Source organism: Polynucleobacter sp. AP-Reno-20A-A9 (genome assembly GCF_018882085.1).
In the GTDB taxonomy this organism is placed as follows: Bacteria; Pseudomonadota; Gammaproteobacteria; order Burkholderiales; family Burkholderiaceae; genus Polynucleobacter.
In genome coordinates, this window is the sequence record NZ_JACVPB010000001.1 from 286,717 (window position 1) to 311,659 (window position 24,943).

At 45.1% G+C, this 24,943-nt stretch carries 30 protein-coding genes; 19 read left to right on the forward strand and 11 right to left on the reverse strand.

What is annotated here, in order from left to right; translation table 11 throughout:
- Positions 1 to 2 precede the first annotated feature (2 nt).
- From ICN39_RS01495 to ICN39_RS01505, 3 genes are read left to right on the forward strand one after another with little or no spacing between them, the layout of a single operon-like run.
- Positions 3 to 1,334 carry a hypothetical protein gene (locus ICN39_RS01495; protein ID WP_216232357.1) on the forward strand — a complete coding sequence of 444 codons (1,332 nt, stop codon included), beginning with the start codon at positions 3 to 5 and terminating at the stop codon, positions 1,332 to 1,334.
- 18 nt (positions 1,335 to 1,352) lie between these two features.
- Positions 1,353 to 2,252 (forward strand): DUF6492 family protein, encoded by a 900-nt coding sequence (locus ICN39_RS01500; RefSeq protein ID WP_216232358.1) that lies wholly within the window; start codon positions 1,353 to 1,355, stop codon positions 2,250 to 2,252.
- Between the two features lie 3 nt (positions 2,253 to 2,255).
- Positions 2,256 to 3,182, forward strand: coding sequence for a glycosyltransferase family 2 protein (locus ICN39_RS01505; RefSeq protein WP_216232359.1), 927 nt, complete (start codon positions 2,256 to 2,258; stop codon positions 3,180 to 3,182).
- Positions 3,183 to 3,187: 5 nt separating this feature from the next.
- Here the strand turns inward: ICN39_RS01505 and ICN39_RS01510 are convergent, their stop codons facing one another.
- A complete protein-coding gene (locus tag ICN39_RS01510; protein ID WP_216232360.1) occupies positions 3,188 to 4,072 on the reverse strand; it encodes an alpha-1,2-fucosyltransferase in 885 nt (294 codons plus the stop codon).
- A gap of 95 nt (positions 4,073 to 4,167) precedes the next feature.
- On the opposite strand from ICN39_RS01510, the gene ICN39_RS01515 reads away from it, so the two are divergent.
- Genes ICN39_RS01515 through waaC form a run of 7 tightly spaced genes read left to right on the forward strand, consistent with a single transcriptional unit; the run spans position 4,168 to position 10,887 of the window.
- Entirely contained in the window at positions 4,168 to 5,253 is a 1,086-nt protein-coding gene (locus ICN39_RS01515; protein ID WP_216232361.1) for a glycosyltransferase family 10 domain-containing protein, read from the forward strand.
- Entirely contained in the window at positions 5,250 to 6,188 is a 939-nt protein-coding gene (locus ICN39_RS01520) for a hypothetical protein (RefSeq protein WP_216232362.1), read from the forward strand. Before ICN39_RS01515 ends, ICN39_RS01520 begins: the two co-directional genes overlap by 4 nt.
- Before the next feature lie 15 nt (positions 6,189 to 6,203).
- Positions 6,204 to 7,262, forward strand: a complete 1,059-nt coding sequence (gene rfbB, locus ICN39_RS01525) for a dTDP-glucose 4,6-dehydratase (RefSeq protein WP_216232363.1) — start codon at positions 6,204 to 6,206, stop codon at positions 7,260 to 7,262.
- 7 nt (positions 7,263 to 7,269) lie between these two features.
- A complete protein-coding gene (gene rfbD, locus ICN39_RS01530; RefSeq protein WP_216232364.1) occupies positions 7,270 to 8,244 on the forward strand; it encodes a dTDP-4-dehydrorhamnose reductase in 975 nt (324 codons plus the stop codon).
- A 41-nt stretch (positions 8,245 to 8,285) separates the two neighbouring features.
- Positions 8,286 to 9,215, forward strand: a complete 930-nt coding sequence (gene rfbA / locus ICN39_RS01535; protein ID WP_216232365.1) for a glucose-1-phosphate thymidylyltransferase RfbA — start codon at positions 8,286 to 8,288, stop codon at positions 9,213 to 9,215.
- Positions 9,212 to 9,778, forward strand: coding sequence for a dTDP-4-dehydrorhamnose 3,5-epimerase (rfbC, locus tag ICN39_RS01540; protein WP_216232366.1), 567 nt, complete (start codon positions 9,212 to 9,214; stop codon positions 9,776 to 9,778). Before rfbA ends, rfbC begins: the two co-directional genes overlap by 4 nt.
- 41 nt (positions 9,779 to 9,819) lie before the next feature.
- Positions 9,820 to 10,887, forward strand: coding sequence for a lipopolysaccharide heptosyltransferase I (waaC, locus tag ICN39_RS01545; RefSeq protein WP_216232367.1), 1,068 nt, complete (start codon positions 9,820 to 9,822; stop codon positions 10,885 to 10,887).
- Positions 10,888 to 10,899: 12 nt separating this feature from the next.
- Here waaC and ICN39_RS01550 read toward each other — a convergent pair whose 3' ends face one another.
- On the reverse strand, positions 10,900 to 12,525 hold the full coding sequence (locus ICN39_RS01550; protein WP_216232368.1) for a TolC family protein: 1,626 nt from the start codon (positions 12,523 to 12,525) through the stop codon (positions 10,900 to 10,902).
- Positions 12,526 to 12,645: 120 nt separating this feature from the next.
- On the opposite strand from ICN39_RS01550, the gene ICN39_RS01555 reads away from it, so the two are divergent.
- The 3 genes from ICN39_RS01555 to trmB are packed head-to-tail and all read left to right on the forward strand — an operon-like array spanning position 12,646 to position 14,771.
- Positions 12,646 to 13,491: an undecaprenyl-diphosphate phosphatase gene (locus ICN39_RS01555; protein WP_216232369.1), complete on the forward strand. Its 846-nt coding sequence runs from the start codon at positions 12,646 to 12,648 to the stop codon at positions 13,489 to 13,491.
- 39 nt (positions 13,492 to 13,530) lie between these two features.
- Positions 13,531 to 13,995: a DUF2721 domain-containing protein gene (locus ICN39_RS01560; RefSeq protein WP_216232370.1), complete on the forward strand. Its 465-nt coding sequence runs from the start codon at positions 13,531 to 13,533 to the stop codon at positions 13,993 to 13,995.
- The gene (gene trmB, locus ICN39_RS01565; RefSeq protein ID WP_216232371.1) at positions 13,992 to 14,771 is read left to right on the forward strand and encodes a tRNA (guanosine(46)-N7)-methyltransferase TrmB; all 780 of its coding nucleotides are present in this window, start codon (positions 13,992 to 13,994) and stop codon (positions 14,769 to 14,771) included. Before ICN39_RS01560 ends, trmB begins: the two co-directional genes overlap by 4 nt.
- A gap of 44 nt (positions 14,772 to 14,815) precedes the next feature.
- Here the strand turns inward: trmB and ICN39_RS01570 are convergent, their stop codons facing one another.
- The 4 genes from ICN39_RS01570 to ribBA form a co-directional block, all read right to left on the reverse strand.
- A complete protein-coding gene (locus tag ICN39_RS01570; protein ID WP_216232372.1) occupies positions 14,816 to 16,288 on the reverse strand; it encodes an NAD-dependent succinate-semialdehyde dehydrogenase in 1,473 nt (490 codons plus the stop codon).
- 111 nt (positions 16,289 to 16,399) lie between these two features.
- On the reverse strand, positions 16,400 to 16,909 hold the full coding sequence (gene nusB, locus ICN39_RS01575; RefSeq protein ID WP_216232373.1) for a transcription antitermination factor NusB: 510 nt from the start codon (positions 16,907 to 16,909) through the stop codon (positions 16,400 to 16,402).
- Between the two features lie 5 nt (positions 16,910 to 16,914).
- Positions 16,915 to 17,430: a 6,7-dimethyl-8-ribityllumazine synthase gene (gene ribH / locus ICN39_RS01580; RefSeq protein WP_216232374.1), complete on the reverse strand. Its 516-nt coding sequence runs from the start codon at positions 17,428 to 17,430 to the stop codon at positions 16,915 to 16,917.
- Positions 17,431 to 17,464: 34 nt separating this feature from the next.
- Positions 17,465 to 18,595 (reverse strand): bifunctional 3,4-dihydroxy-2-butanone-4-phosphate synthase/GTP cyclohydrolase II, encoded by a 1,131-nt coding sequence (ribBA, locus tag ICN39_RS01585; protein WP_216232375.1) that lies wholly within the window; start codon positions 18,593 to 18,595, stop codon positions 17,465 to 17,467.
- 122 nt (positions 18,596 to 18,717) lie between these two features.
- Here ribBA and ICN39_RS01590 point away from each other — a divergent pair, with 122 nt between their 5' ends.
- Genes ICN39_RS01590 through ICN39_RS01615 form a run of 6 tightly spaced genes read left to right on the forward strand, consistent with a single transcriptional unit; the run spans position 18,718 to position 22,292 of the window.
- Entirely contained in the window at positions 18,718 to 19,047 is a 330-nt protein-coding gene (locus ICN39_RS01590; RefSeq protein WP_216232376.1) for a prepilin-type N-terminal cleavage/methylation domain-containing protein, read from the forward strand.
- Positions 18,971 to 19,624: a hypothetical protein gene (locus tag ICN39_RS01595; protein WP_216232377.1), complete on the forward strand. Its 654-nt coding sequence runs from the start codon at positions 18,971 to 18,973 to the stop codon at positions 19,622 to 19,624. The genes ICN39_RS01590 and ICN39_RS01595 overlap by 77 nt, the downstream gene beginning before the upstream one ends.
- Complete coding sequence (locus ICN39_RS01600) at positions 19,621 to 19,950, forward strand: hypothetical protein (RefSeq protein WP_216232378.1); 330 nt, start codon at positions 19,621 to 19,623, stop codon at positions 19,948 to 19,950. The genes ICN39_RS01595 and ICN39_RS01600 overlap by 4 nt, the downstream gene beginning before the upstream one ends.
- Positions 19,913 to 20,521 carry a GspH/FimT family pseudopilin gene (locus tag ICN39_RS01605; protein ID WP_255532239.1) on the forward strand — a complete coding sequence of 203 codons (609 nt, stop codon included), beginning with the start codon at positions 19,913 to 19,915 and terminating at the stop codon, positions 20,519 to 20,521. The genes ICN39_RS01600 and ICN39_RS01605 overlap by 38 nt, the downstream gene beginning before the upstream one ends.
- A gap of 17 nt (positions 20,522 to 20,538) precedes the next feature.
- Complete coding sequence (ribD, locus tag ICN39_RS01610) at positions 20,539 to 21,651, forward strand: bifunctional diaminohydroxyphosphoribosylaminopyrimidine deaminase/5-amino-6-(5-phosphoribosylamino)uracil reductase RibD (protein ID WP_216232379.1); 1,113 nt, start codon at positions 20,539 to 20,541, stop codon at positions 21,649 to 21,651.
- 23 nt (positions 21,652 to 21,674) lie between these two features.
- Positions 21,675 to 22,292: a riboflavin synthase gene (locus ICN39_RS01615; RefSeq protein ID WP_216232380.1), complete on the forward strand. Its 618-nt coding sequence runs from the start codon at positions 21,675 to 21,677 to the stop codon at positions 22,290 to 22,292.
- 10 nt (positions 22,293 to 22,302) lie between these two features.
- Here the strand turns inward: ICN39_RS01615 and ICN39_RS01620 are convergent, their stop codons facing one another.
- The 5 genes from ICN39_RS01620 to pal form a co-directional block, all read right to left on the reverse strand.
- Entirely contained in the window at positions 22,303 to 22,593 is a 291-nt protein-coding gene (locus ICN39_RS01620; RefSeq protein ID WP_216232381.1) for a type II toxin-antitoxin system RelE/ParE family toxin, read from the reverse strand.
- Positions 22,580 to 22,834 carry a type II toxin-antitoxin system prevent-host-death family antitoxin gene (locus ICN39_RS01625; RefSeq protein ID WP_215362623.1) on the reverse strand — a complete coding sequence of 85 codons (255 nt, stop codon included), beginning with the start codon at positions 22,832 to 22,834 and terminating at the stop codon, positions 22,580 to 22,582. Before ICN39_RS01625 ends, ICN39_RS01620 begins: the two co-directional genes overlap by 14 nt.
- A 106-nt stretch (positions 22,835 to 22,940) precedes the next feature.
- Positions 22,941 to 23,675: a 7-cyano-7-deazaguanine synthase QueC gene (queC, locus tag ICN39_RS01630; protein ID WP_216232382.1), complete on the reverse strand. Its 735-nt coding sequence runs from the start codon at positions 23,673 to 23,675 to the stop codon at positions 22,941 to 22,943.
- Positions 23,676 to 23,689: 14 nt separating this feature from the next.
- The gene (ybgF, locus tag ICN39_RS01635) at positions 23,690 to 24,421 is read right to left on the reverse strand and encodes a tol-pal system protein YbgF (protein WP_216232383.1); all 732 of its coding nucleotides are present in this window, start codon (positions 24,419 to 24,421) and stop codon (positions 23,690 to 23,692) included.
- Positions 24,422 to 24,922 (reverse strand): peptidoglycan-associated lipoprotein Pal, encoded by a 501-nt coding sequence (pal, locus tag ICN39_RS01640; RefSeq protein WP_216232384.1) that lies wholly within the window; start codon positions 24,920 to 24,922, stop codon positions 24,422 to 24,424.
- Between the last annotated feature and the right edge of the window lie 21 nt (positions 24,923 to 24,943).

Below are 24,943 nucleotides of genomic sequence, written 5' to 3' on the forward strand. Positions count from 1 at the left end.
CTGTGACGGAAAAAAAGCGTTGGTTGATTTTGACCCATGCTTTCAATATGGATGGGCGTGCAGCTAGCTTAACCATTACCGACAAAATCCCTTATTTAATAGAAGCGGGTGTTGAGCCGATTGTATTTAGCGCTATTACTGGTATTAAAGACCAACGCTTTCCACATTACCAATTTATTGCTTGGGGCCCTTCGGGATTTCGTTTTGACTTTCGTCATTGGGTAGCTAATAAATACGGTCGTGGATTAATTTATAAGATTACGACGAGAACGGTTTCGATCTTGTTAGCCCCGTTGATTGCGATTGAAAAGCTTTGCCTTGGCTACTCCAGTCAATGGTCATGGGCATTGCCAGCCTTTTTGCATGGCTGGAGATTGATTCGTGCAGGTAAGGTGGATGTAGTGATGTCTGTTGGTAGCGCTTGGTCTGCTCACTTAGCTGGCGTATGGCTTAAGAAAGCAACCGGCATTGAATTAATTTCTGAAGTTCATGACCCATTGGTGATTCGTAAGGATCCTAATGATCCAGGGTTTGAGAAGCCCAGAAATCGTGACGCACGATTTAGACATTATCTAGAAAACCAACTCACTCGTTTTTCTGACAAGGTCTGGTGGTTTACTGAAGGTGCTTTGCATTACGCTAAGGTGCGTAATCCCAATCTCAATACACCTCATAATGCCCATGGCTTTGTAGTAACCCCTGGTGCTGAGCCTCCTGGCAGTCTCAATGCCAATAAGGCGCATTCCTACTCTTCACAGTTAAATCTATGTCATTTTGGCTCGCTAGCTAATGATCGATCACTTTCAACTGTATTAAATGGTTTGGTTCCCCTTTTTAAGAAATATCCAGAAGCTAGAAATTTAATTCGGGTCCATGCGTATGGAGCGCCTCTAGATTCTCTATCACTTGAGGCAATCAATCAATTGGGATTCTCTGATGTATTACTTGCGCATGGCCGTTTAGAAAAAGATCCTGTCAGCGGTAAGTCTGGGCGTGAGCGAGTTGTCGAAAAGATGCAAGAGGCAGATGTTTTAATATTGCTGCATGGTAATGATGAGTGGTGTGCCGAGTACATTCCATCCAAGTTCTACGATTACCTCTGGGCCGGTCGTCCTATCTGGGGTATTACCCACCGCAATCCACAGCTGGATCAAATGTTGCTTGATAGAGGGGCATATTTAAGTGCTGAAGGCGATTCTGAGGGGATTGCCATGGCCTTGGAAAGAATTTGGTTAGACTGGCAGGAGAAGCGTTTGATTGAGCCCATCTGGAAGCCGATTGGCGTTGATCAAGCTGTCAATACAATATTGACGAATGTACAAAGCCGCGTCTAATAAAAACAGGAAAATCGTTTGAAAGATTTTGTTCTTTACTGCAAATCCTACTCAAGGGATTTTCTGCGTCTAAAGCGCTTGCTGGACTCCATTAGCAAGTTCAATATTGGTCACCTGCCTTTTTATATCTCCACGCCAAAAGCGGATAAAGCCCTTCTTATAGAAGTTTTGGGGCAAGAGGGTTACACCTGGGTGGCTGATGAGGATATTGTGGCGGCCAATCCTAAGGCAAGTTTTGAAAAATACCAAGCTATGCCAGGTGGCTTGTCTCAGCAGATTGTGAAATCTGAGTTTTGGCGCTTAGGTTTAGCTGAAAACTATTTATGCCTAGACTCCGATAGTCTATTTATTCGAGATTTTCATAAATCCGATTTCTTATCTGCAGATGGCATGCCTTATACGGTCTTGCATCAGAACAAAGAACTTTTTCAGATTGCGTCTAATCGCGGTCAGGATAAGGTTGAGAGAGAACTTAAGGCGGAAGCAGATCGCGTGCAAAAATTATTTGGTCGCATAGGTCCGAATTTTTATTGCGCGCCAGCCCCGTTCATTTGGTCTGCCAAAGTTTGGCAATCTCTGGACGCACAATTTCTACAACCTCAAGGTATCAGCATTTGGGATTTAATTACTCCGGAACATCCTGAGACTTTGATTTATGGAGAAACCCTCCTAAAGTTCCACGCTATTCCGCTAATTGCGATTGAGCCCTTGTTTCGGATTTATCACTACGATTGGCAGTATTTCCTAATGAAGCGCCTAGGTGAAACCGAAGCTAAGGTTGCAAAGCATTACATGGGGATTATTTATCAGTCTGCTTGGGAATCTGAGTTGAATTTCGGCGCTTCACAAAAATCATTACCTTCTCGTCTATTGAAGCGCTTAAAGCGTTTTGGCCGATATCTGCAAAGCTATCTATAGCATATGGCCGCACACCCATTAGTGAGTATTTCTATGCCAGCGTTTAACGCTGCAAGGTACATTGCATCATCTATTCAGAGCGTACTTGATCAAACCTACCAAAATTTTGAGTTGATTATTTACGATGACGGTTCAAGCGACCAAACACGAGAAATCATTCAGAGCTTCTCAGATCCACGCATTAAAACTATTCTTGCCGACCAAAACCAGGGACTCATTGTTGCCAGAAATGCGATAGCAAAGCAGGCTCAAGGTAAGTACATCGCTTTACTGGATTGTGATGATGTTGCAGAGTCCACTAGACTTGAAGAGCAGGTAGCTTACCTAGAGAGCGGTGAATGTGATTTGTGTGGCACGGCATACTGGACAATCAATGAGCAATCTGGCATCAGAAAAAAATCCAAACAAAAATACTCCAATGCGGATCTAAAGGCTTTACTGACTATTGGAAGTCCGTTTTGTAATCCTACAGTAATGGGTAAGGTGGAAATTTTTAAGAACTTGCCTTATTTGCAGCAAAATAAGCATGCTGAAGACTATGCATTTTTTGTTGAGGCTGCATTAAAAGGCTGGCGCTTTGCTAATCTTAAAAGTAGATTGCTGACTTACCGCTTGCATGAGAATCAGATCAGCGTAGTGCAGGGTGGCCCGGCTCGAGAGATCTTTAAGAAAATGCAATTGCATTATTTAAAAGGTATGAATATAGGCCCTGATTATTGCCCACGTCCAATGTCATTGATGGACAGGCTACGCTATGCCATGCCGATGATCAAAAGGCTCAACCAACATATTCCCGGCATTTCAATCATGGCCAACTACGAGATCTATGCGCGCTTCCAGTTCCGCGGCAATGGCGTTCTGACACCATTCACTAGGCTAGAGCGCTTGATGGTGTCGACTGTTGTCAGTCTTTATGGGCGACTAGCTTAGGTGGGTTAAATACGCTGCCAACTAGGCGGAAGTAGATCATTTAAATCTAAGCTGGTGTCATTCATCCATTTTTTTGGACAGTAAATAGTGCCGTTTGGATTCTTGCTAAGCCATGCAGCCCACCAACTAAGGGAGCTATTGGCAATCAAATGATTCTGGCAATGAGTCATGAGTTCAAGTTCTTGAATGACGGCATCGCTGCTATTGAGGGACTGCACAAATGTAGCTCTTTCTGGATATGGGAGTTTTTCTTTTGCCCATTCAATATCATCTGAGAAAACAAAAAAATGCGTTTCTGGATTTCTCTCTAGTAATAACTTCATGCCCTCATGATAGTAATCAAGGCCTACGAAGCCATGCACTTTTGCAGCGCTAGCTAGATTCACATAATCACCGCGGCGCACGTGTACCATGGCTGAAGTAGTCGCTTGAATTTTCAGAAGATAGTTTTGGTAATGAGTGTCGAGAGGTTTTTTTGGGCTGATTTCACTTTGGAGAATAGATTTAATACTCTCAAAGTATTTATAAGATTGCCAATAGCCCATGAGGTAGAGATTCTGCTGTTTAAAAGCAGGTGACTTAATCAGTCGAGGATCAAATCGATAAGGGGCTTGCTCTGTAAAGACAAACGGATTAATGGGCCAGAATTTTTGTGCAATCCGTTGTATGCGTTTTGGGCGCTGAATCTTTGGCTGAAAGGAAATTAAGGACCCTTTAGTATTTAATTCACTAAGGAGTAGCTCTCGAGGAGTCACATCATCGTAGGTTTGGGTATACCAACTATGGTCAAGTAGTAAAGAGGCTTGCTTTTGCAGGGCAAGAGCCCTTCCAGTGGCATATTGAAAGAGTTGGTTGCCAAGTCCACCCTGTAGCTGTGCGATGATATTCATAACTTTATAATTAAAACATTAGATGGGGCTTTTGGTGCATTTGCTAAAAACGTAGAGCCCCCATTCTTTATATATTTCATATAAATAGGTCTTTTATGCTTATTGGCAGTATTTACGGTTGGGAAAACGGGGAAGATGACATTTTCAATCCTCATAGCCAACGTAATCGAGACAATTGTCTCGAGCCAATGCGTGTTTTGCAGCAAGTTGCACTGAGTCAGGGTGTCGAGCTACACACGGCAGACGTCAATGAGAAGAATGGCGTGAGTCCGGATTTTGGGCTCTATGTTGAGTCGATCGACTTTGCTTCCCCATCCGTTAAGAAAAATTATTTAATTCTGTACGAAACACCGCTGACCGTCCCCAGAAATGCCGAATATCAATACCTCAATCAATTCGACGGTATTTTCACTTGGAATAAGGATCTGATAGAAAGAGGTTTTTCCGATGATCAAGGAAGAGCTATCCCTGCTGAACGCTTTATTGAAATCTTCCACCCCAATCCAATCCCGTCAGAGTGCGGGCAAGACTTTGTAAGCTTGCCATTTTCTCAGCGACCAGATTTAGTCTGTTTGATTGGGAGCAATCGCCATGCCAATGCGCATGACGACCGAGAGCTCTATTCAGAAAGGGTGCGAGCGGTTCGATGGTTTGAAAAACACGCGCCAGGAGAATTGAAACTTTATGGCAACGGTTGGAAGGTGCCACAAAAGCGATTGGGTAAATTAGGCAAGCTGCGTTACCGCATGGAAAAAATTTATCCATGGATTACATCAAATCCAGTGTTTCCTAGTTATCAAGGGCCCGCAACAACTAAGCATGCAGTTTTAAGTAAGACCAAGTTTTGCATTTGCTTCGAGAATGCGAGAGATATTCCGGGGTATTTAACCGAAAAGATCTTTGACTGTTTGTTTGCTGGCTGCATTCCTATTTATTGGGGTGAGGCCAATGTGGCCGATGCGATTCCATCTGACTGTTTTATTGATTTCCGAAAATTCGCTGATTACAGTGCGCTAAATCAATTTATTAGCACTATGACTGCGCAAACCTTTGCCTCTTATCAAAACGCCTCCATTCAGTTTTTGAAGAGCTCAGGATTTACCCCGTACACCTCCGAGAGCTTTGCTAAGCGCATTGTTGCTGACCTTAAGCACTATTGGCCGTGCAATAATTCGTTATGACTCTAATAAACTTCAGCTCACGATCTAGAAAGCCTATCGCTGAATCAGAGATATTGTTAGCTGGCCCCGTCAGAAATGCCTCTGGTCATATTGCTAACGATATTGAAAAGGTTCTGACGAGCCTCGGTCAATTTAAAGCGGTCTATTGTTTTATTGTTGAGAGTGATTCTAGTGACGACACTCTGCAAAGGTTGGAAGAGATGTCTAAGAAATTCAAGAATTTCTCATTCATCACCGCCGGTCAGCTCAGTAAAAAACTTCCAAAAAGAACTGATCGAATTGCGTACGCTAGAAATTTAATTATTGACGCAGTAGCAAACGATCCAAAGTATCAAAATATTGATTACGTCGCTATGGCCGATTTGGACGGCATGAATGGTCTAGTTACTCAAGAAAAAATTACGCAATGCTGGGAAGTGGATGAACCCTGGGATGTCATTACAGCAAACCAGCTTGGTGGTTACTATGACATCTGGGCCTTAAGTCATCCCCATTGGAACCCCATGGATTGCTGGGAGCAAAAGCATCGCTTAGAAGCCATTCTGGGTGACAAGGCAGCTACCGAGATTGCGCTTGGTTGCAAGCAGGTGGTGATTGATCCTCGTGCAGACCTCATTGAGGTGGATTCTGCATTTGGTGGCTTGGGAATCTATAAGCGTGAAGCATTTCTGGCGGGTAGATATGCAGGCACCGATTCAGAGGCCGGAGGGATAGATGTTGCTGACCATACTCCCTATCATCGAGAGTTGCGTCAAAAAGGTTTTCGCATCTTTATTAACCCCGCGTTGATTAACTGTAATAAGGCATCTGGTTCTGATGAGCCTGTGGTGCTTCCTAAACCTAGAGGTGCAGTAAAGCTCGTTAAAAAATTAGGCATTTTGTTATTTGGTAAGAAACGCTTTAACAAGTATCTACAATTGATGCATACCCCTTAAATTAGAGGCAATCAAATGATTTTGGTAACAGGCGGCGCAGGTTTTATTGGTGGCAATTTTGTCTTGGATTGGCTGAAGGTTCCGGGCAATGAAGGCGTTGTTAACTTAGATAAATTAACGTATGCCGGCAACTTGGCCACCCTAGACTCTTTAAAAAATGATCCACGCCATATCTTTGTTCATGGCGATATTGGTGATAAAGAGTTGGTTGCTAAATTAATGAAAGAGCATCAGCCGCGTGCCATCGTCAACTTTGCTGCCGAGAGCCATGTGGATCGCTCAATTCATGGCCCAGCTGAATTTGTAACTACCAATATTGTTGGTACCTTTAATTTATTAGAGTGCGCGCGCGAGTATTGGAATGCTCTTGAAGGAAAAGAGAAGGATGAATTCCGTTTCCATCATGTTTCTACGGATGAGGTTTATGGTTCCTTATCTTTAACTGATCCCGCTTTTACAGAAACCAATTCTTACGAGCCCAATAGTCCGTATTCAGCATCTAAAGCAGCTTCGGATCATTTGGTGCGCGCTTGGTTCCATACCTATGGGTTCCCGGTAGTCACTACTAATTGCTCCAATAACTATGGCCCTTATCACTTCCCAGAGAAGTTGATTCCCTTGGTGATTTTGAATGCACTTAATAGCAAGCCTTTGCCAATTTATGGTGATGGTCAACAGATTCGAGATTGGTTGTACGTTGGTGATCACTGTTCTGCGATTCGTGATGTATTGGCTAAAGGCAAATTGGGCGAGACCTATAACATTGGCGGCTGGAATGAAAAAGCCAATATCGATGTTGTAAAAACCATTTGCCGTATTTTGGATGAGCTCAAGCCGCGCGCTGACGGCAAGTTATATGCCGAGCAAATTACCTTTGTAAAAGACCGTCCTGGTCATGACCGTCGCTATGCAATTGATGCTAGCAAAGTAGAGCGTGAGCTTGGCTGGCGCCCTGCAGAAACCTTTGATACCGGTATTCGTAAAACGGTTCAGTGGTATTTGGATAATCCAGTTTGGATTGAGGGCGTAGTGAGTGGCTCTTATCGCGACTGGGTCCAAAAGCAATACAACTAAGTTTCCAATGAATATTCTGGTATTTGGCAAAGATGGTCAACTAGGTAAAGCCTTCCGAGTGCTTTTTGATGCTGTAGCACTTCCGGATGAAGTGAACATTCAGTATGTTGGTCGCACTGAATGTGATCTCAGTAACGGCGACGCTCTTAATGCTTTGCTTGCTCAAGAAAAGCCAAGCCTCATCATTAATGCTTCTGCGTATACGGCAGTTGATAAGGCTGAGACTGAGATTGATATGGCATTCGCTATTAATGCGCGAGCCCCAGAATTCATGGCGCAATATGCCGCACAACATGGCGCCACTTTCTTGCACTATTCCACTGACTATGTGTTTGATGGCAGTAAAGATGGCTGGTACCTAGAGGATGATGAACGTAACCCCTTGGGTGTGTACGGAAAAAGTAAAGCAGCTGGCGAGCTTGCTATAGAAAAGGCTTTTGCAAACTCAGCACTAGGGCAGTTTGCTATTTTCAGAACAAGCTGGGTTTATGGTGATGGCGGTAATTTCATTCGGACAATGTTGCGTCTAGCAAAGGATCGTGAAGAGCTTAAAGTCATTCATGATCAGCATGGTGTTCCAACTAGCGCAAATTGGCTTGCTCAGGTGAGTCTTAGTCTGAGTCTGGATGAGCATTTCAAGATCAGGCATTTTGCATCAGGTATTTATCACGCTGTTCCTGCGGGGGAAACGACTTGGCATGGATTGGCCTGTTTGGCGATTCAGGCTGCCCTTGATTTAGGAATCCAGCTGAAAGCTAAACCAGAGGCTATTAAGCCCATTCCGGCTATTGAATACCCCTTACCAGCCCCAAGGCCAATGAATTCCCGCATGGATAGCGCTAAATTACGTCGCGCACTACAGGGCGGTCTTTTCGAAGCTTCAAACTCTTATAATGAACCCCAAAATGTGCCAAATTTCCCAGTTTGGGATGGCATGGTTCAAGAATACGTATCCAAGCTTGCTGCGGACGGTTTGATCTAAAAACCCCTTGCTGCCTGAGGTACTAAATAGGGGTAATTTGCATGGCCGTAAATCGTAAGGGCATTATTTTGGCTGGCGGGTCTGGAACTCGTCTGTACCCAGTTACTCAGGCTGTCTCTAAGCAGCTAATGCCGGTTTATGACAAGCCGATGGTTTACTACCCTTTAAGCACTCTAATGTTGGCCGGTATTCGTGACATTTTGCTCATCTCCACCCCACATGACACGCCTAGATTCTCAGAGTTATTGGGTGATGGTTCGCAGTGGGGTCTCAATATTGAATATTGTGTACAGCCTTCACCGGATGGTTTGGCACAAGCATTTACTTTGGGAAAAAACTTTGTTGGAAATAATCCCAGCGCCTTAGTACTTGGTGACAATATTTTTTATGGTCATGAATTGGTTGACCAATTGGATAGTGCAAACGATCGCGGTGCGGGTGCAACAGTGTTTGCCTATCACGTGAATGATCCTGAGCGCTACGGCGTAGTTGAGTTTGATAAAGATTACAAAGCAATATCGATTGAAGAGAAGCCTCTAAAGCCAAGAAGTAGTTACGCGGTTACTGGTTTATATTTTTATGACAACCAAGTGTGCGACATTGCAGCCTCTATTAAGCCTAGTGCTCGTGGGGAGCTTGAGATTACCGACGTAAATCGTGTTTACCTGGAAAAGAATGAATTGAGCGTAGAGATCATGGGCCGTGGCTTTGCCTGGTTGGATACGGGAACTCACGACTCATTGCTCGATGCTGCTGGCTTTATTGCAACCTTGCAAAAGCGCCAGGGATTGATGGTTGCCTGCCCCGAAGAGATTGCTTATCGTCAAGGCTGGATCACCGCAGAAGCAGTTCAGAAAGTGGCAGCGCAGCTCAGTAAAAATAGTTATGGACAGTATCTTGGCAAGATTTTGAATGAGCTCAATACCTCTGCACAGCCTATTTCTCTATCCGCCAAGAAGACTAGCAAATGAGTGCCCCTTCTAAGTTACAAATAACGCCAACCGCTATTCATGATGTTTTCATCGTAGAGCCAAAAGTATTTGGTGACGAGCGCGGTTGGTTTACAGAATCTTTTAATGCGGAAGACTTCGCAAAAGCAACTGGAGTAGAGGTTGAGTTCGTTCAGGACAACCATTCCTTTTCTCGTCAATGGACTTTGCGTGGTTTGCACTATCAGTTAGAGCAGACTCAGGGAAAATTGGTGCGAGTCGTCGCAGGTAGCGTGTTTGACGTTGCAGTAGATATCCGTAAAGATTCGCCGACTTATGGCAAATGGGTTGGTGTTGAACTCAGTGCGCAGAATCACAAGCAACTTTGGATTCCAGCAAAACTTGCACACGGCTTTCTAGTGCTTTCAGAAACGGCAGAATTTTTATATAAAACCACCGATTACTACCACCCGCAAAGCGAAGCCTGTCTTGCCTGGAATGATCCAACGGTTGCTATTGAGTGGCCTTTGCCTACTGGTATTCAGCCCAATATGAATGCTAAAGATGCAGCTGGCTATTCATGGGATGCAGCCCCGAAGTTCTAATTCAATATCAGGCGCTCTTAAAAAGATAAGATAATGCTCATATGAGCGCTGTATCTTCTACCTCCGCGGTAAATCATTCTGCCAATCCTAAGATTTTGTTGGTGAAGCTCTCCTCATTGGGAGACGTACTTCATAACCTACCGATTGTTTGGGATTTGCGTGCACGCCTACCGCATGCCCAAATTGACTGGGTAGTTGAGGAGGGGTATGTTCATTTGCTTGAGCCACTTTTGAGTCGTGATGGATTTAGGGGTATCGATCGCATCATTCCGGTTGGTTTACGTCGCTGGAAAAAGAATCTTCTCAAGGCGTCAACATGGCAGCAATTTTTTAGATTCAAAAAAGAGCTGCAAGAGGTTTCTTATGACGTCATTATTGAAACTCAAGGACTGCTTAAATCAGCCATTGTTTGTTCTTTGGCTAGCAAATCCGCAAATGTAGTGATTGCAGGACTTGCCAATGCAACCGAGTTTTCTGGTTACGAGCCGATAGCCCGATATTTTTACAATCAATCGGTCCAGGTACCTACTCAGTGTCACGCTGTAGATCGTTCGCGTTGGGTAATGTGCTCGGCTTTAGATTGGCCCCTGGTTGATCGTGCTAGTGCCCCAAAATTCTATCCACAGACTTGCGTTGATTCTCTAAATGCGAGTGGATTAAGCATCTTTGAGAAATTGAAGTCTCCCTATGTTCTATGTTTTCACTCGACTGCTAGAGAAGCAAAACGTTGGTCGAATAAGAATTGGGTAATGCTGGGTAAAGAGTTATCTAGCAAGGGATACCAGATCGTACTTCCCTGGGGAAGTGCTGCTGAGAGAGATGTCAGCGTTCAAATTGCGGATCAAATACCGGGCGCGATAGTCCCTCCTGCATTTTCAATTGAGAATGCTTTCACAGTCATTGCGGGTGCTGCACTCACAGTTGGTGTGGATACGGGCTTGACCCATTTAGCTGCAGTGTTGGGTAAGCCAACAGTCGAAATTTATTGCGATTCACCGAGATGGAAGACCGAAGGTTATTGGTCTGAGAATATTCGTAATGTGGGTGATATTCAAGCACCACCTAGTGTGGCAGAAGTGATTAAAGCTTCTATGAATTTACTGCCTTAAAGTTGCGCAGGCTTAACGCAGCAGAGAATTAATCGCCAACAAATCTTCGTCAGATAAGGTTGATGCGCTCGCTTTGAGTTTGAGCGCATTTAAGACTGTGCTGTAGCGTGCTTGTTGTAACTGAGAGCGCGTAGTAAATAGGGTGTCGACTGCAATTAATACGTCGATATTAATTAAAGTTCCAACCTGAAAGCCTAGTCGACTAGATTCCACGGCGGATTCTGAAGATCTCTCTGCAGCTTCATAGGCTCTAACGCTCGCGAGACCACCATAAAAGCCGGTAAATGCTGCACGTGTATTTTGAGCTGCAATACGCCTTGCATTGTCATAGTTCGCTTTTGCGGTATCCACCAAAGCAGCATTCTGTCTGATGACAGAGCTATTGAATCCGCCGGACACTAACGGAATAGTCATCTGTAAGGCCACAGTGTTGTTGTAGACATTGGTCTGAGATGGCGTGTAACTATTCGGTGTGCCGTTCGAAGTGTTATATCCTGAAGTACCCACTAAATTGAGTGATGGGTAGTTCAAAGCCTGGGCAGCACGATAGGTACTTTCAGCCAAGTTTACGGTGAGCTGACTTGCCAATACTTTAAAGTTCGCCGCCTCTGTTTGATTGATCCAGTCATCTAAAGTTTGCCCAGGAGGCAGTACTGGATTGACGCTATCCACCAGAGGGGCGCTTTTGTTTTCTTTGCTTTTGCTACGGGGATCTTTCAGGACACCATCAATCTTGGCGGCTTTAACTAAGGGTCTGAGGGGGCCGACTGGGTGTCCAACCAATTGCTCTAGAACTCCTTTTTTTACTACTAAATCTGCTTGCGCAGCTATCTCTTGAGAGATAGTCAGGTCGTAGCTGGCTTGAGCTGTATTGACGTCCACAATAGTTGCTAGACCGGCATCAAATTTGGCTTGCGCAACATCTAGCTGTTGCTTAATCAGATCTTTCTTGTTGCGATAGAGCGCTACATTGTCTTGGCTTGTTAGCGCATCAAAGTAAGCCTGTGAAACTCTCAAAATCAAATCTTGCTGGGCTTGAAAGAAATTCATATCAGCAATCTTGGTATTCAGATCACCTTGCTTAAAAGCCTCGAGCGCACCTACGTTAAACACAGGCTGGGTAAGAGTTACCGTGTAGCTTTTTTGGTCAAATACGCGAGAGTTGCCTGCGCCCGTAGCAACTACAGTTGATCCAGCTCCGTGCTGGTAGTAGCGAGTGGCTCCAGGTGTTGCATTGGCCTGAGGCAGCAGCAAGGCAAGGCCTTGCCAATACAGTTCTTTACTGGCTTGATAGTTAAAGCGCGCAGCATTTAATACCGGATCACTAAATGCAGCATCTTGATAGAGCTGAATCAGGTCATTAAATTGAGCATTGCTATTGCTGGACTTACTGTTATCTAGATAGGACGGAGTTGCATTATTTGGTAATGCGGTCTTATTGGGTGGAGGCGCTATCTGTGGCGGCTGCTCTAAGCCAATCAGGGTCGATGCACTCATTGGGGTTGGTAGGGCTGGTCTAGCGGCTGCGCTAGGGCTTTGCGCAAACGCATCGAAGGACCAGGTACCGAGACCAAGCGCTTGACTGAGGATCAAACCAAAGGCGGTAAGTCTAGAAAGTCTGAAGCGGGTTGGGGTCATGTAATTCGGATACTTTTCAATGTGCCATGCAGTTTAAGGCTAATTTATTCAAAATGCTCATTTAGACGCTATTTTGCCAAATCCTCTGAGTTACCCATATATACCTATAAAATTTGGCCTATGGATCTAATTTTGTTACTTAAAGCAGTCATTCTGGGGGTGGTAGAGGGGCTCACGGAGTTCTTGCCGATCTCTAGCACTGGACACCTCATCTTGGTTGGGGATTTGCTCGACTTTAATGATGATCGAGGGAAGGCTTTTGAGGTCATTATTCAGTTTGGCGCTATTTTGGCGGTTTGCTGGGAGTTTCGCCAGAAACTCATTAAAGTTGCTACCTCGTTCTCGGGTAGCCCCATTGCGCGTCGCTTTGTACTGAACTTATTAATCGCTTCTATTCCTGCGATGGGCTTGGGGTTCTTATTTGGTAAGCATATTAAAGCGGTATTGTTTTCGCCGATTCCAGTGGCGAGTGCTTTTATTGTGGGGGCCTTAGTTATTTTTTGGGCAGAACGTCGCCAACAAAATCGTGCAGATGTTTCTAGCCACATTAAATCAGTAGATGACCTCACTCCTTTGGATGCACTCAAAGTCGGCTTAGCGCAATGTGCCGCATTAATTCCGGGAACGTCTCGCTCGGGTGCAACGATTATTGGTGGCATGTTATTTGGTTTGCCCCGTGCCGTTGCAACTGAGTTTTCATTCTTCTTGGCTATACCAGTCATTGGTGGTGCCACCGCTTATGAGTTGCTGAAGCTTTGGAAGGCGCCAGTATTTTTCTCTGGAGAATTCACTCTAGCTACTATTGTCGGTTTCATTGCTGCTTTTATCTCAGCATTTATCTGCGTTCGCTGGTTAATTCATTATGTGGCACACCATAACTTCATTCCATTTGCCTGGTATCGAATCGCTTTCGGCTTGTTAGTGTTATTTACTGCTTACAGTGGATTGATTGCTTGGTCTCACTGATCTAACCAATACCCTTTATCAAAGTTAAGGCAATTCAATATGGATGTATCAATAGACGCAATTACCAATAATATTCAGCTGGCACTTGCCCCTGTATTTTTGTTAACTGCCGTAGCAACTTTAATTAATGCGATTTCAGGGCGCTTAGCCCGTTCAGTTGATCGTATGCGTGCGATTCGGCATTCTATTAATCTGGGTGAGGTAAAGGACGCGAAAATACTGCAGCACATGCATAAAGAGGCGGATGAGGCTCAAATTCGAGGTCGCCTTTGTACCGCTGCCATATTTTTTGATGTCCTCAGCGGTGTGTTTATTTCCTTAACGGTTCTTGAACTATTTTTCTTTCAAGCGGGCGCGGTCCGTTCTTTGCAGACGGCTTATGTCATTTGGACATTTGTGCTGGGCCTCGTCTTTTTTATGACCTCTTTATCCATTGTTCTGGCCGAGGTTGTTTATGCCTATCGCTCGGCAGGTTGGAATACGCCAAATGGCTTTGACAAATGAAGAGAGTAGATAGGATTCGCTCATTCGTATTGAGAGCTGGAAGAACTACCGCCGGTCAACAACGCGCCATTGAAGAATTGGGACCCCAGTTTTTACTACCTTATCAAGCATCCAATCTCAATTTAATTGAAGCATTTAACGGCTCAACTAAACCAAAGATATTGGAGATTGGCTTTGGTATGGGTGAGACCACCGCTAAGATTGCTGCCTTAAGAGCGGATGATGACTTTTTGGCGATCGAGGTTCATCCTCCTGGTGTCGGGGCCCTGCTCAAATTGATTGGTGAAAACCAGCTGACCAATCTCAGACTCATACAGCATGATGCTGTTGAGGTTTTAGAGAACATGCTTGCGCCAGATTCGCTGGATGGAATTCATATTTACTTTGCAGATCCTTGGCATAAGAGGCGCCACCATAAGCGCCGCCTCATTCAGGCAGAGTTTGTAAGACTGTTAGTCTCCAGATTAAAACCAGGGGGCTATTTACATTTAGCAACCGATTGGCATAACTATGCCGAGCAAATGCTCTTGGTGCTGAATGCTGAAAATACTATACAAAATACTTCTAGTGAATTGATGAAGGTGGAAACTTTCACCGCTGAGGATGTGGCCAAACCTGATGAGGTTTGCAATGAATTTAAGCCCACTCTTGAGCAGCTCAATGCTGAGCATCAGGGGTATGTCGTGCGTCCAGACTATCGCCCAGTGACCAAATTTGAAAACCGTGGCATCAAGCTAGGCCACGGCGTTTGGGATTTGGTCTACAAGAAAAAATAAACCAAGTAACTAAAAAATAAATCAATAAAAAGAGGTCTATAGGCCTATAAGCCCACGCAGACGTACTTCATCTCAAGGTATTCGTCCATGCCGTAGACACTGCCTTCGCGTCCCAGGCCAGATTGCTTGATGCCACCAAAGGGAGCAACCTCGTTAGAGATCAATCCAGTATTGACGCCCACCATGCCGTATTCAAGGGCCTCAGCCACTTTCCATACGCGGCCAATATCACGGCTATAGAAATAAGATGCTAGGCCAAACTGACTGCTATTGGCTAGCTGAATAACCTCTTCATCACTCTCAAAAGGAATGATGGGTGCTACAGGGCCGAAAGTTTCCTCGTACGTAATGAGCATTTGGCTATTTACGTTAGCCAAAATAGTTGGCTCATAAAAGTTCTTGCCTTCAATGGACTGTTTGCCGCCAGTAACAAGCTTGGCGCCTTTGCTCAGTGCATCAGCAACATGCTTTTGTACTTTCTCAAGAGCTGCAGTTTCAATCAAAGGGCCTTGGCTAATACCAGCTTCCATGCCGTTACCCACTTTAATGGCGGATAGCGCCTTGGCAAACTTTTCAACAAACAGGTCATGCACTTTTTTATGAACATAAAAGCGGTTTGCACAGACGCAAGTTTGACCGGAGTTTCTAAATTTAGAAGCCATGGCGCCACTGACTGCGGCATCGATATCGGCATCTTCAAAAACGATGAACGGGGCGTGCCCACCTAACTCTAGAGCGAGTTTTTTGACAGTTGGAGCACATTGTTCCATCAGGATGCGGCCCACTTCTGTAGATCCTGTGAACGATAGATGGCGCACTGTTGGCGAGGAGCAAAGTGTTTTGCCAATCACAATGGATTGATTGGCATCGGCGGTCACAATATTAATCACCCCATCCGGAATACCAGCACGCTTAGCTAGTTCAGCTAGGGCCAAGGCGGATAGCGGCGTTAATTCAGCGGGTTTGATGACGATAGTGCAGCCTGCTGCTAATGCGGGTGCAATCTTGCGCGTGATCATCGCAATCGGGAAGTTCCAAGGAGTAATGGCTACGCAAACACCAATCGGTTGCTTTAATACCATGAGGCGCTTATCGCTCCAGGTGGTTCCCAGAATAGACCCTTCAACTCGCTTTGCTTCTTCAGCAAACCACTCCACAAATGAGGCGCCATAAACAACTTCACCTGCAGCTTCAGTTAAAGGCTTGCCCTGCTCGAGCGTCATGAGCTTTGCCAGATCTTGTGTATTGTCAATAATGAGGTCAAACCACTTGCGCATGATTTGCGCGCGCTCTTTGGCTAATTTACTGCGCCATGCAGGGAGCACTTTTTCAGCGGCGATGATAGCAAGCTCAGCATCTTTGGTTTCTAGATTAGCTACCGAAGCAATGATCTCATCAGTAGCCGGATTAGAAACTACGAAGGTATTTTTAGAGCCAACCCATTTACCATCGATAAAAGCCTCTTCCCTAAAAAGACTTGAATCTTGTAATTGGCTGCGAATGTCTACTTTTTGCATGATGTTTGACCTTGGTATAGATGTGGATCATTTTATCCCCCAATAAATAAAAAAGCCTCCGAGCTTTTGGGGTCTGGAGGCTGAGATGCTGTACTGCTGCTTAGGGGATGTTTAGCCTGCCTGAGTCTCGGCTGTACGCAGCTTTTGGGCCAGTAGATCTAGTACGCCATTGACATATTTATGGCCATCTGTGCCGCCAAAGGTTTTGGCAAGCTCAACTGCTTCATTGATGGCCACTTTGTAAGGTACCGAAAGATCGATAGCTAACTCATAGGCGCCAATGAGCAATGCTGCATGCTCAACTGGTGAGAGTTCGTTAATAGGGCGATCTAATGCTGGAGTAATAATGGCCTCCAACTCATCGGTGCGAGCTAATACGCCATCAAAAATACCTTGAAATAGATCAAGCTGGCAGCGACGGAAGGCTGGATCTTCTGCAAGCTGCTTAGCAATGGCGGCGGCATTGGGGATGCTGCCAGCACGACGCATAACTAGGCTTTGATAAACACCCTGAAGAGCGTATTCACGAGCGCGACGACGTGGCGTGAGTGAGCGCTTTGGAGCGGACTTCACTTCCTTGTCAGCTTGTGGATTTAGTGGATTCTGGCTAGATGTAGTCATGCGAATTATTCTTCTTCACTCGAGTTGATTTCGATATCAATATCAGGAGTTAATGCCAAGGCTAAATTTGCCATCTCCACTACTGCTTGAGCACATTCTGCGCCTTTTACCTGAACACGAGCAAGGGCTTGCTCATCAGTGTCGCAAGTGAGTACGCCATTGGCGATTGGTAATCCAGAGTCAATAGAAATGCGAGTAATACCAGAAGCAGATTCATTGGAGACTAATTCAAAGTGATAGGTCTCACCACGAATGACTGCTCCCAGGGCAACTAAACCATCAAACTCACCAGTCTCTGCCATTTTTTGGAGGGCAAATGGAATTTCTAGGGCGCCAGGAACGGTAACCAATTTGATATCTGCTTGAGAAACGCCAAGAGAAATCAATTCATTGATACAGGAATTTGTTAGGGCAACGCAATGATCTTCATTAAAGCGCGCTTGTACAACACCAATGCGGAGATCTTGACCATTGAGATCAGTTTCTAATACGCCTACAAAATCATTCGTGGAACTAGTCATAGCAATCTTTAAAAATATTTTGGCTTTAGGGGACTTAAGAAGTGTACGGCTTGTAACCCGTAACTTCGAGCTTATAGCCAGAAAGGCTAGGTACCGGACTTGGGTTGGCAAGCAAGCGCATTTTGCCAACACCGATATCTTTCAAGATTTGGGCGCCAATGCCATAGCTTCTGAAATCCGTTTTTCTGGCTAAAGGTTTCTTGGCTTCTTCCTGTGACTGATTGAGTTTTTGGAACTGAGCTAACCAATCTTGATCATTCGGGGCAGCAATGCCAGAGGCATTGAGCAGTACGGCTACGCCAGCTGGTGAAGCAGCAATTTGCTCTAAGGCTTTGGCGAGTGGCCAAGAATGGGTGCTGACATTCGAATCCAGGAAGTCCAACACAGTAACTGGCTCATGCACGCGCACCAAAGTTTCTTGAGCTTCAGAAGGCTTGCCATGCACTAATGCAATATGAACACATGAGCTTGGAGTATCGCGGTAAATGATGCCTTGGAATTTTCCCCATGGGGTGATGAATTCTCTACTACCTTCACGAACCACAATGCTTTCATGCTGACTACGGTATTGAATAAGGTCAGCGATACTGCCAATTTTTAATTGATGCTTTTGGGCAAATTCCAGAAGATCTGGGAGGCGTGCCATGCTACCGTCATCTTTCATGATTTCACAAATCACGGAAGTAGGGGAGCATCCAGCCATTGCCGCTAAATCGCAGCCGGCTTCAGTATGTCCTGAGCGAATGAGTACGCCGCCAGGCTGCGCCATCAATGGAAAAATATGTCCAGGCTGAACTAAGTCATTGGGCTTAGCGTTTGGTGCTACTGCAGTTTTAATGGTGAGTGCACGATCAGCTGCAGAAATGCCAGTAGTTACTCCGCTGGCTGCTTCAATGGAGACCGTGAAATTGGTTCCCATCGATGTGCCGTTATCCCGAACCATTAGGGGGAGATTAAGTTGTTGGCAGCGTTCGCGAGTCAGGGTTAAGCAGATCAGGCCGCGACCATGTTTTGCCATGAAATTCACTGCTTCAGCTGTGACATGATCGGCGGCCAAAACTAAATCGCCTTCGTTCTCACGATCTTCTTCGTCTACGAGGATCACCATCTTGCCGGCGTGCAGCTCAGCAATAATTTCTTCGGTGGAGGCAAGGGTATTTGGCATAGCCCTCTATTTTAAGCTCAGGAGCCCTTTGCAGTGCTGTCCCACCTCAATATCCCGTGTTTCTGACAGCAAGAGCCTTGGATCGGAGTTTCAGTTCGGAAGACTGCCTTTGAAAATGGGCGATGCCCCCTAAAAAGCACTCCAACCCAGGACTCGGACCTATAAATTGCCAGGGATTTATTTTGTTAGAGGTTTTGGTGGCCATGAGCATGATTTTGGGGGTCTGGATGGCATCGGTAGGTGTTTATCAGCGCCTAGCCTTAACCCTGACTCAACAAGAAAGCAAAAGATCACAACTTAGAAAGGATTCAGATGTTTTTGAAATGCAAGAACACAGCAGGATCAATCTCAATCTACCCAATAAAGCCTTAAGCAATGAGTCTGCTCGAGTGCTTAGTCGGAATCGCGCTGTGCGCACTTCTGCTCAATCCACTATTAAAGACAAGCGCTGATTTGGTGATCAAGCAAATTGAGCATGAGAAATCACAATCTTTAATTTCGGAAGCAGATCGTGCATTCGAATTGATTGGCCGAGCTATTCGTATCGCAGGTTATCGGAATATTCAATCTAAGGTCTTGCCGATAAATAAATCAGGACAGTTAAAAAAAGAAAATATATTTTTGGATGTAGAGAAAAAGGTTGGCTTTAGAGGATCTGATTCATTGACTGTTCGTCATGAGCTATCCAATGGTGTGGGTTTTGATTGTGTTGGTAACGCTATCACTGCAGAACGTACCAAGAGTCACTTAGCGCTGCAAGGATTTTTAGTAGATCGTCAGGCGGGAGTTCCTAAAGGTAAAAAAGTGAATGGCGGCTCATTGATATGTGAGTCGCTGGATCGTCAAGGCCACGTTCAAAATACCACCTTAATGAATGGAGTCAATGGTTTATTGATTGAGGAGCTTAATCCCACTCAAGCCAATACCAATATGGTCCAAAGGCTCTTTAAGGTCACGCTACAGATGACCGACGGAGCCAAGCTCAACCTGGATCTAGAGCGAACATTTGCGACGAGGAATCTCTTGTGATTTTGGCTTGGGTGATATCGCTGCTCTTGCTCTGCTCATCTCTCATAGCGTATTTAGAGAGGTTGAATGCATTGCGTATTGTTGAAGTAAAAACAATGGAGATGGCCCAGAAACATTTTATTGCTTCTGAGAAAGCAGTATTAGAGTGCGAGAAAAATATTACTAAGCTTGCAGACTTAGAAGGGAATGCTTGCTTCATTCAGCCTGCTGGTAAAAATCGCTGGTTGATTTCGAGTAAAGAAAAACCAGTGATTCAAATCGGTGTTGTCATTGATGAAAAGACAGGCATTGCAACTCGTTTTAACTGGCGCCAAGTCTTTGAATGATTTAAAGCAATCTATAAGTCAACGCCATCATTCGGAATTTGGATTTAGTCTTCTGGAATTAATGGCTGTCGTTTTGCTCATTGCAATTGTTGCAATGATGACAATGCCTTTATTGCAAGAGCAAATTGCCGCTCGAGAAATCGAGACTATCGCTCGAAGATTTATTACCCACGCCCATTTTGCTCGCCAGCAAGCTTTGTATTTAGGTCAGCCTGTGCGCCTGGCGCCTATTTCTGACGATCGATGGGAGGCGGGATGGGTAGTTAAAAGCGGCTGTATCGGGAGGCCAGTTAAATCAGGCTGTATGGAAAAGCCCTGGTTTTCGCAGGGAAATATTGACCCTGTTTACTTTAAGGGTGGAGGTAAGCAATTCATTGATCCTAATTCTGGTAAGAAGGGCATCTTATTTAATGCTGCTGGAGCTGCTAAGACGGCCCACGGGGGATTTGTTGCCAATCGGCTGATCTTGGGTCACAGCAGGGCTCCCGACCTAGAGCGCCAAATGATTCTGGGCAGTGGAGGGCGTTGGCGGATCTGTGATCCCGAGAGGGACGCAAAGCGCTGTCATTGAATGGTTTAATAGACCCCATGTACAGCGCAGTTGACCACCAGTTCATGAGCGAGGCTTTAGCCGAGGCTCAAAAAGCACTTTATTTATCCAATCCTAATCCTAGGGTGGGTTGCATCATCGTTAAAGACAGCCAAGTGATTGGACGTGGATTCACTCAGAAGGTGGGTAGCGCTCATGCTGAGGTACAAGCCTTGGCCAATACCAAATCTCTTGGAAATGATCCGACTGGATCCACTATCTATGTCACGCTAGAGCCATGTAATCACACTGGACGAACGCCTCCCTGTGTAGATGCATTGATCGCAGCAAAACCTGCAACCGTATTTGTGGCGATGTCGGATCCCAATCCTTTAGTTGCTGGTAAAGGCTTAGAGCGTCTGAAGGCTGCGGGAATCAAAGTGCACTGTGGATTAATGGAGTCTGAGGCCCGTGCATTAAATCCAGGCTTTATTTCACGAATGACCCGAGGTTTGCCTTGGGTGCGCATGAAAATCGCAGCAAGCCTGGATGGCAAAACGGCTTTGCCTAATGGTCGAAGTCAATGGATTACCGGACCATTGGCGAGAGCAGATGGACATCATTGGCGTGCCCAAGCTTGTGCCATTGTGACTGGTGTAGGCACCGTTAAAGAGGATGATCCCACTCTGAATGTACGAGATGTTCAAACTGAGCGTCAACCTTGGCGCATCATCGTAGATTCCAAATTAGAAACGCCGCCGACAGCAAAGGTTCTCAATAATATTGATCAATCAGGCGTCATCATTGTTTGTGCCAGCCTGAATGACCCTGAAATGCAACAAAAAGCGCAAGCATTTACTGGGCGCGGTATAGAAGTCATTGCTATGGCTAATCCATCTGGCAAAGTAGATCTTCCAAAGCTATTCTCGTATTTAGCCAAAGAGCGTGAGATGAACGAGATTCATATAGAGTCAGGCTTTAAGCTCAATGGTTCTTTGCTTAGAGAAGATTGTGTAGATGAGTTGTTACTCTACTACGCGCCATTCTTGATGGGCGATGGTATTGGTATGGCCAATGTTTCACCCCTAATTTCTTTGACTGACAAAAAAGAGTGGAAAGTCACTGATCACAGTCTCTTTGGGCCCGATCTTCGACTCCGCTTAATTAAGTAAAAAATAACTACTAAAATCACACTATGTTTACTGGAATCATTACTGCTGTTGGTCAAATTAAGAGCGCTCAAGCAAAGGGCGATGGCTTGCATTTAATTGTTGAGGTTCCATCCGGCTATTTGGATGATGTTGCCTTAGGTGACAGCATTGCTATTCAGGGTGCTTGCATGACAGCTACCCAGTTAACCAGCAATTCTTTTGCCCTGGATATCTCTCGTGAGTCTCTGAATAAAACAATTGGTCTTGATAAGATCGGCCCAGTCAATCTTGAAAAAGCCATGCGATTAAATGATCGCTTGGGCGGTCATTTAGTTAGCGGGCACGTAGATGGTCTTGGTAAAGTAGCGCATTTTTCCCAAGTGGCTAATGATGCTTATGGTTCATGGCTACTACGTATTGAAGCTCCAAAAGAACTGGCGCAATACTTGGCTTACAAAGGCTCGATTGTTGTGAATGGTGTATCGCTCACAGTCAATCAGACCGAAGACACGGCAACTGCTTGCGTGATCAATATCAATATCATTCCCCACACCTTGGAAAACACTACGCTGGGTAATCTCAAGCAAGGTGATGCGGTGAATCTTGAAGTAGATTTGATTGCGCGCTATGTTGCAAGAATGCTGGAAACTCAAGCTAAATAAGGTTGATTACTCATTTTCTGCTTTCCGCTTTTCTGTACACTACATCTTGATTTCGCTTACCTACAGCAATCACTAGCACTACAAGTTTGTGATCAATAACTTCATAAACAAGTCTATAACCAACAGTTCTCAGTTTAATTTTATAAAAGTTGTCTAAGTCACCATGAAGTTTTGCTGAGGGCACTCTTGGGTTAACTAGACGTTTTTGCAGTTGCTTTTTAAATTGCTCTTTTACTGAGTTATCTAATTTTTGCCATTCTTTTAATGCAAGAGCATGAAACTCAAGACTAAAGCTCTTCAAGCTTCACTTTCACAGTTTTGCCGCCTTTGCGAGCCTGAATAGTTTTAATTAGTGAGACATCATCAATTAGATCGAGCAATGCTTCATAAGCCTTTGCAGATAAAAGATAGGCTTCTGGCTTATTGTGGTTTAAGACGGCAACAGGAAGATCTCCCGCGATCTCCATAATCTTGCTGGGGTTGCGCCTTAAGTCAGTCATGCTGACTGTGGTTTTAGCGTGGATTGTCTGTGTAAGGCTCATATTAAAATACCCATAATTTAGTGCATTATTATGTGCTTTTTGACAAATGTCAAACGCAAAAATATAGGGCCTGATAGCCCTATGGGTTTACTTCTTTGTCGTAGTCTTACCTATAGCGGGTTGGGTCGACCAGATTAGCTTGCTTAAAGCCCGCCTGCCTTAGACGGCAAGACTCACATTCACCACAGGCTTCGCCTAAATCGTTGGCTTGGTAGCAAGAGACTGTTTGAGAATAATCCACGCCTAGTGTGCTTCCTAGTTGGATGATTTCACCCTTAGTCAGACTGATGATAGGTGCGTGTACTCTAAAACGATTTGCATCATTGATGGCTTCTACACCTGCTTTAGTGGCTAGGTTGGCCATATGTTCAAAAGAGGCAACATATTCAGGGCGGCAATCAGGGTAGCCAGAGTAATCAACCGAATTAGCGCCATAGAAAATATCAAGACCACCCAATGACTCTGCCCAACCCAATGCAAGTGATAGCAAGATCGTATTCCGTGCTGGCACGTAGGTAACGGGGATCTCTTGATCTTTGCCAGGCGTTGTTGGGACCGCAATCGAGGAGTCAGTTAAAGCAGAGCCCCCAAAGCGAGTGAGATCTAAATTCACCACTTCATGTCTTGCCACTCCAACTTGCTTGGCAATATGCTTGGCTGCTGCCAGCTCAGATGAATGACGCTGACCATATCCAACCGAAAGAGCGTATGGCGTATATCCCAGATCTTTTGCAAGCGCTAGAACAGTAGTGGAGTCCAATCCACCTGAAAAGAGGATGACTGCTGGAGCGCCTGATTTACGGGGCGCGAGTGATTCAAATGCGGCGGATAACTTTGACATAGCTGTTGAAGTGCTTACTTGGTGCCAGCAATGAGTTGCTGTGCATCTTTAGCGGCGTCAGTATCTGGGTACTTGGCAATAATTTCACTAAATGTTTTTTTAGCTGCTGCCTTGTTACCACTTTCTAATTGCGAGCTTCCTAATGTAACCATTGCTGCAGGAACACGCGGATGATTTGGGTAGCGCTTAATTAAACTTTGCAGTTGACTGATGGCGCCAGCATATTCTTTGTTGGCATATTTACTATTGCCACTCCAGTAGAGGGCAAGCGGTAAGTAAGGGCTCTTTGGATACTTCGCTGTGAAAGCAGCAAAGCTATCGTCAGCTTTTTTCAGATTACCTGCCTGGAACGCTTTCAACGCATCGTCGTAGGCTTTTTTCTCGCCAGGCTGTACTGTTCCAGAAACACCTTCAATTGTTACGGTACGAGGCTCAAAATTACCTAAGCGCGTATCGAGATCTTGGTAGTAAGTTTTCTGACTATTGTTAATGTCCTCACCTTGCTTTTCAAGCTCTTCAACTTTGCCGCGCAGCTCGGCATTCTCAGTTTTGAGTTTGTCGATTTGCCCCTGCAACTCAAGCTGGGTGGTGGCTAGAGACTTACGTAGATCCAGAATCGCTTTACGCGCTTCATCGTCAGAGAAGAGGGCCCAAGCACTATTAGAGGCGCCTAAGCAAATGAGTGCGGCACTTAAACAAAACGCTCGTGAGAGCGTTTGTTTTGCTGAGTATGAAAGCATCTTCATTTAGTTGGTGATGTAAACAATATCAGCGCGGCGATTTTCTGCCCAAGCTGCTTCGGTATCACCTTCTGCTTTTGGTTTTTCTTTACCAAAGCTTACCGCTTCCATTTGGTCGTCAGAAACGCCCATCAAGTTCAATGATTTACGTACAGCATCAGAACGACGTTGGCCAAGCGCCAAGTTGTATTCAGCTGTGCCGCGTTCATCAGTATTACCTTGAATAATGATCTTCTGCTTTGGGTTGGCTTTTAAGTAGCTTGCGTGAGTAGACAGCATTTTTTGGTATTTAGTCTGAACGGTGTATTCATCAAAGCCAAAGTAAACGCTTTTCTCAAAGAGTGGGCTGCTTGGATCATTCCATGGCTGTGAGCCAAATTTGCCACTACCGCTACCATTGGCACCATCAGTGTCATCTAGCTTGACGCTGGAGCAGGCTGCCATCAAAAATGCTGCGGCACCAATCAGGGCGAATGTCGCTGCGCGACGTGCGATAGAAATCTTCATGAATTTTCCTTTTTCCTACGA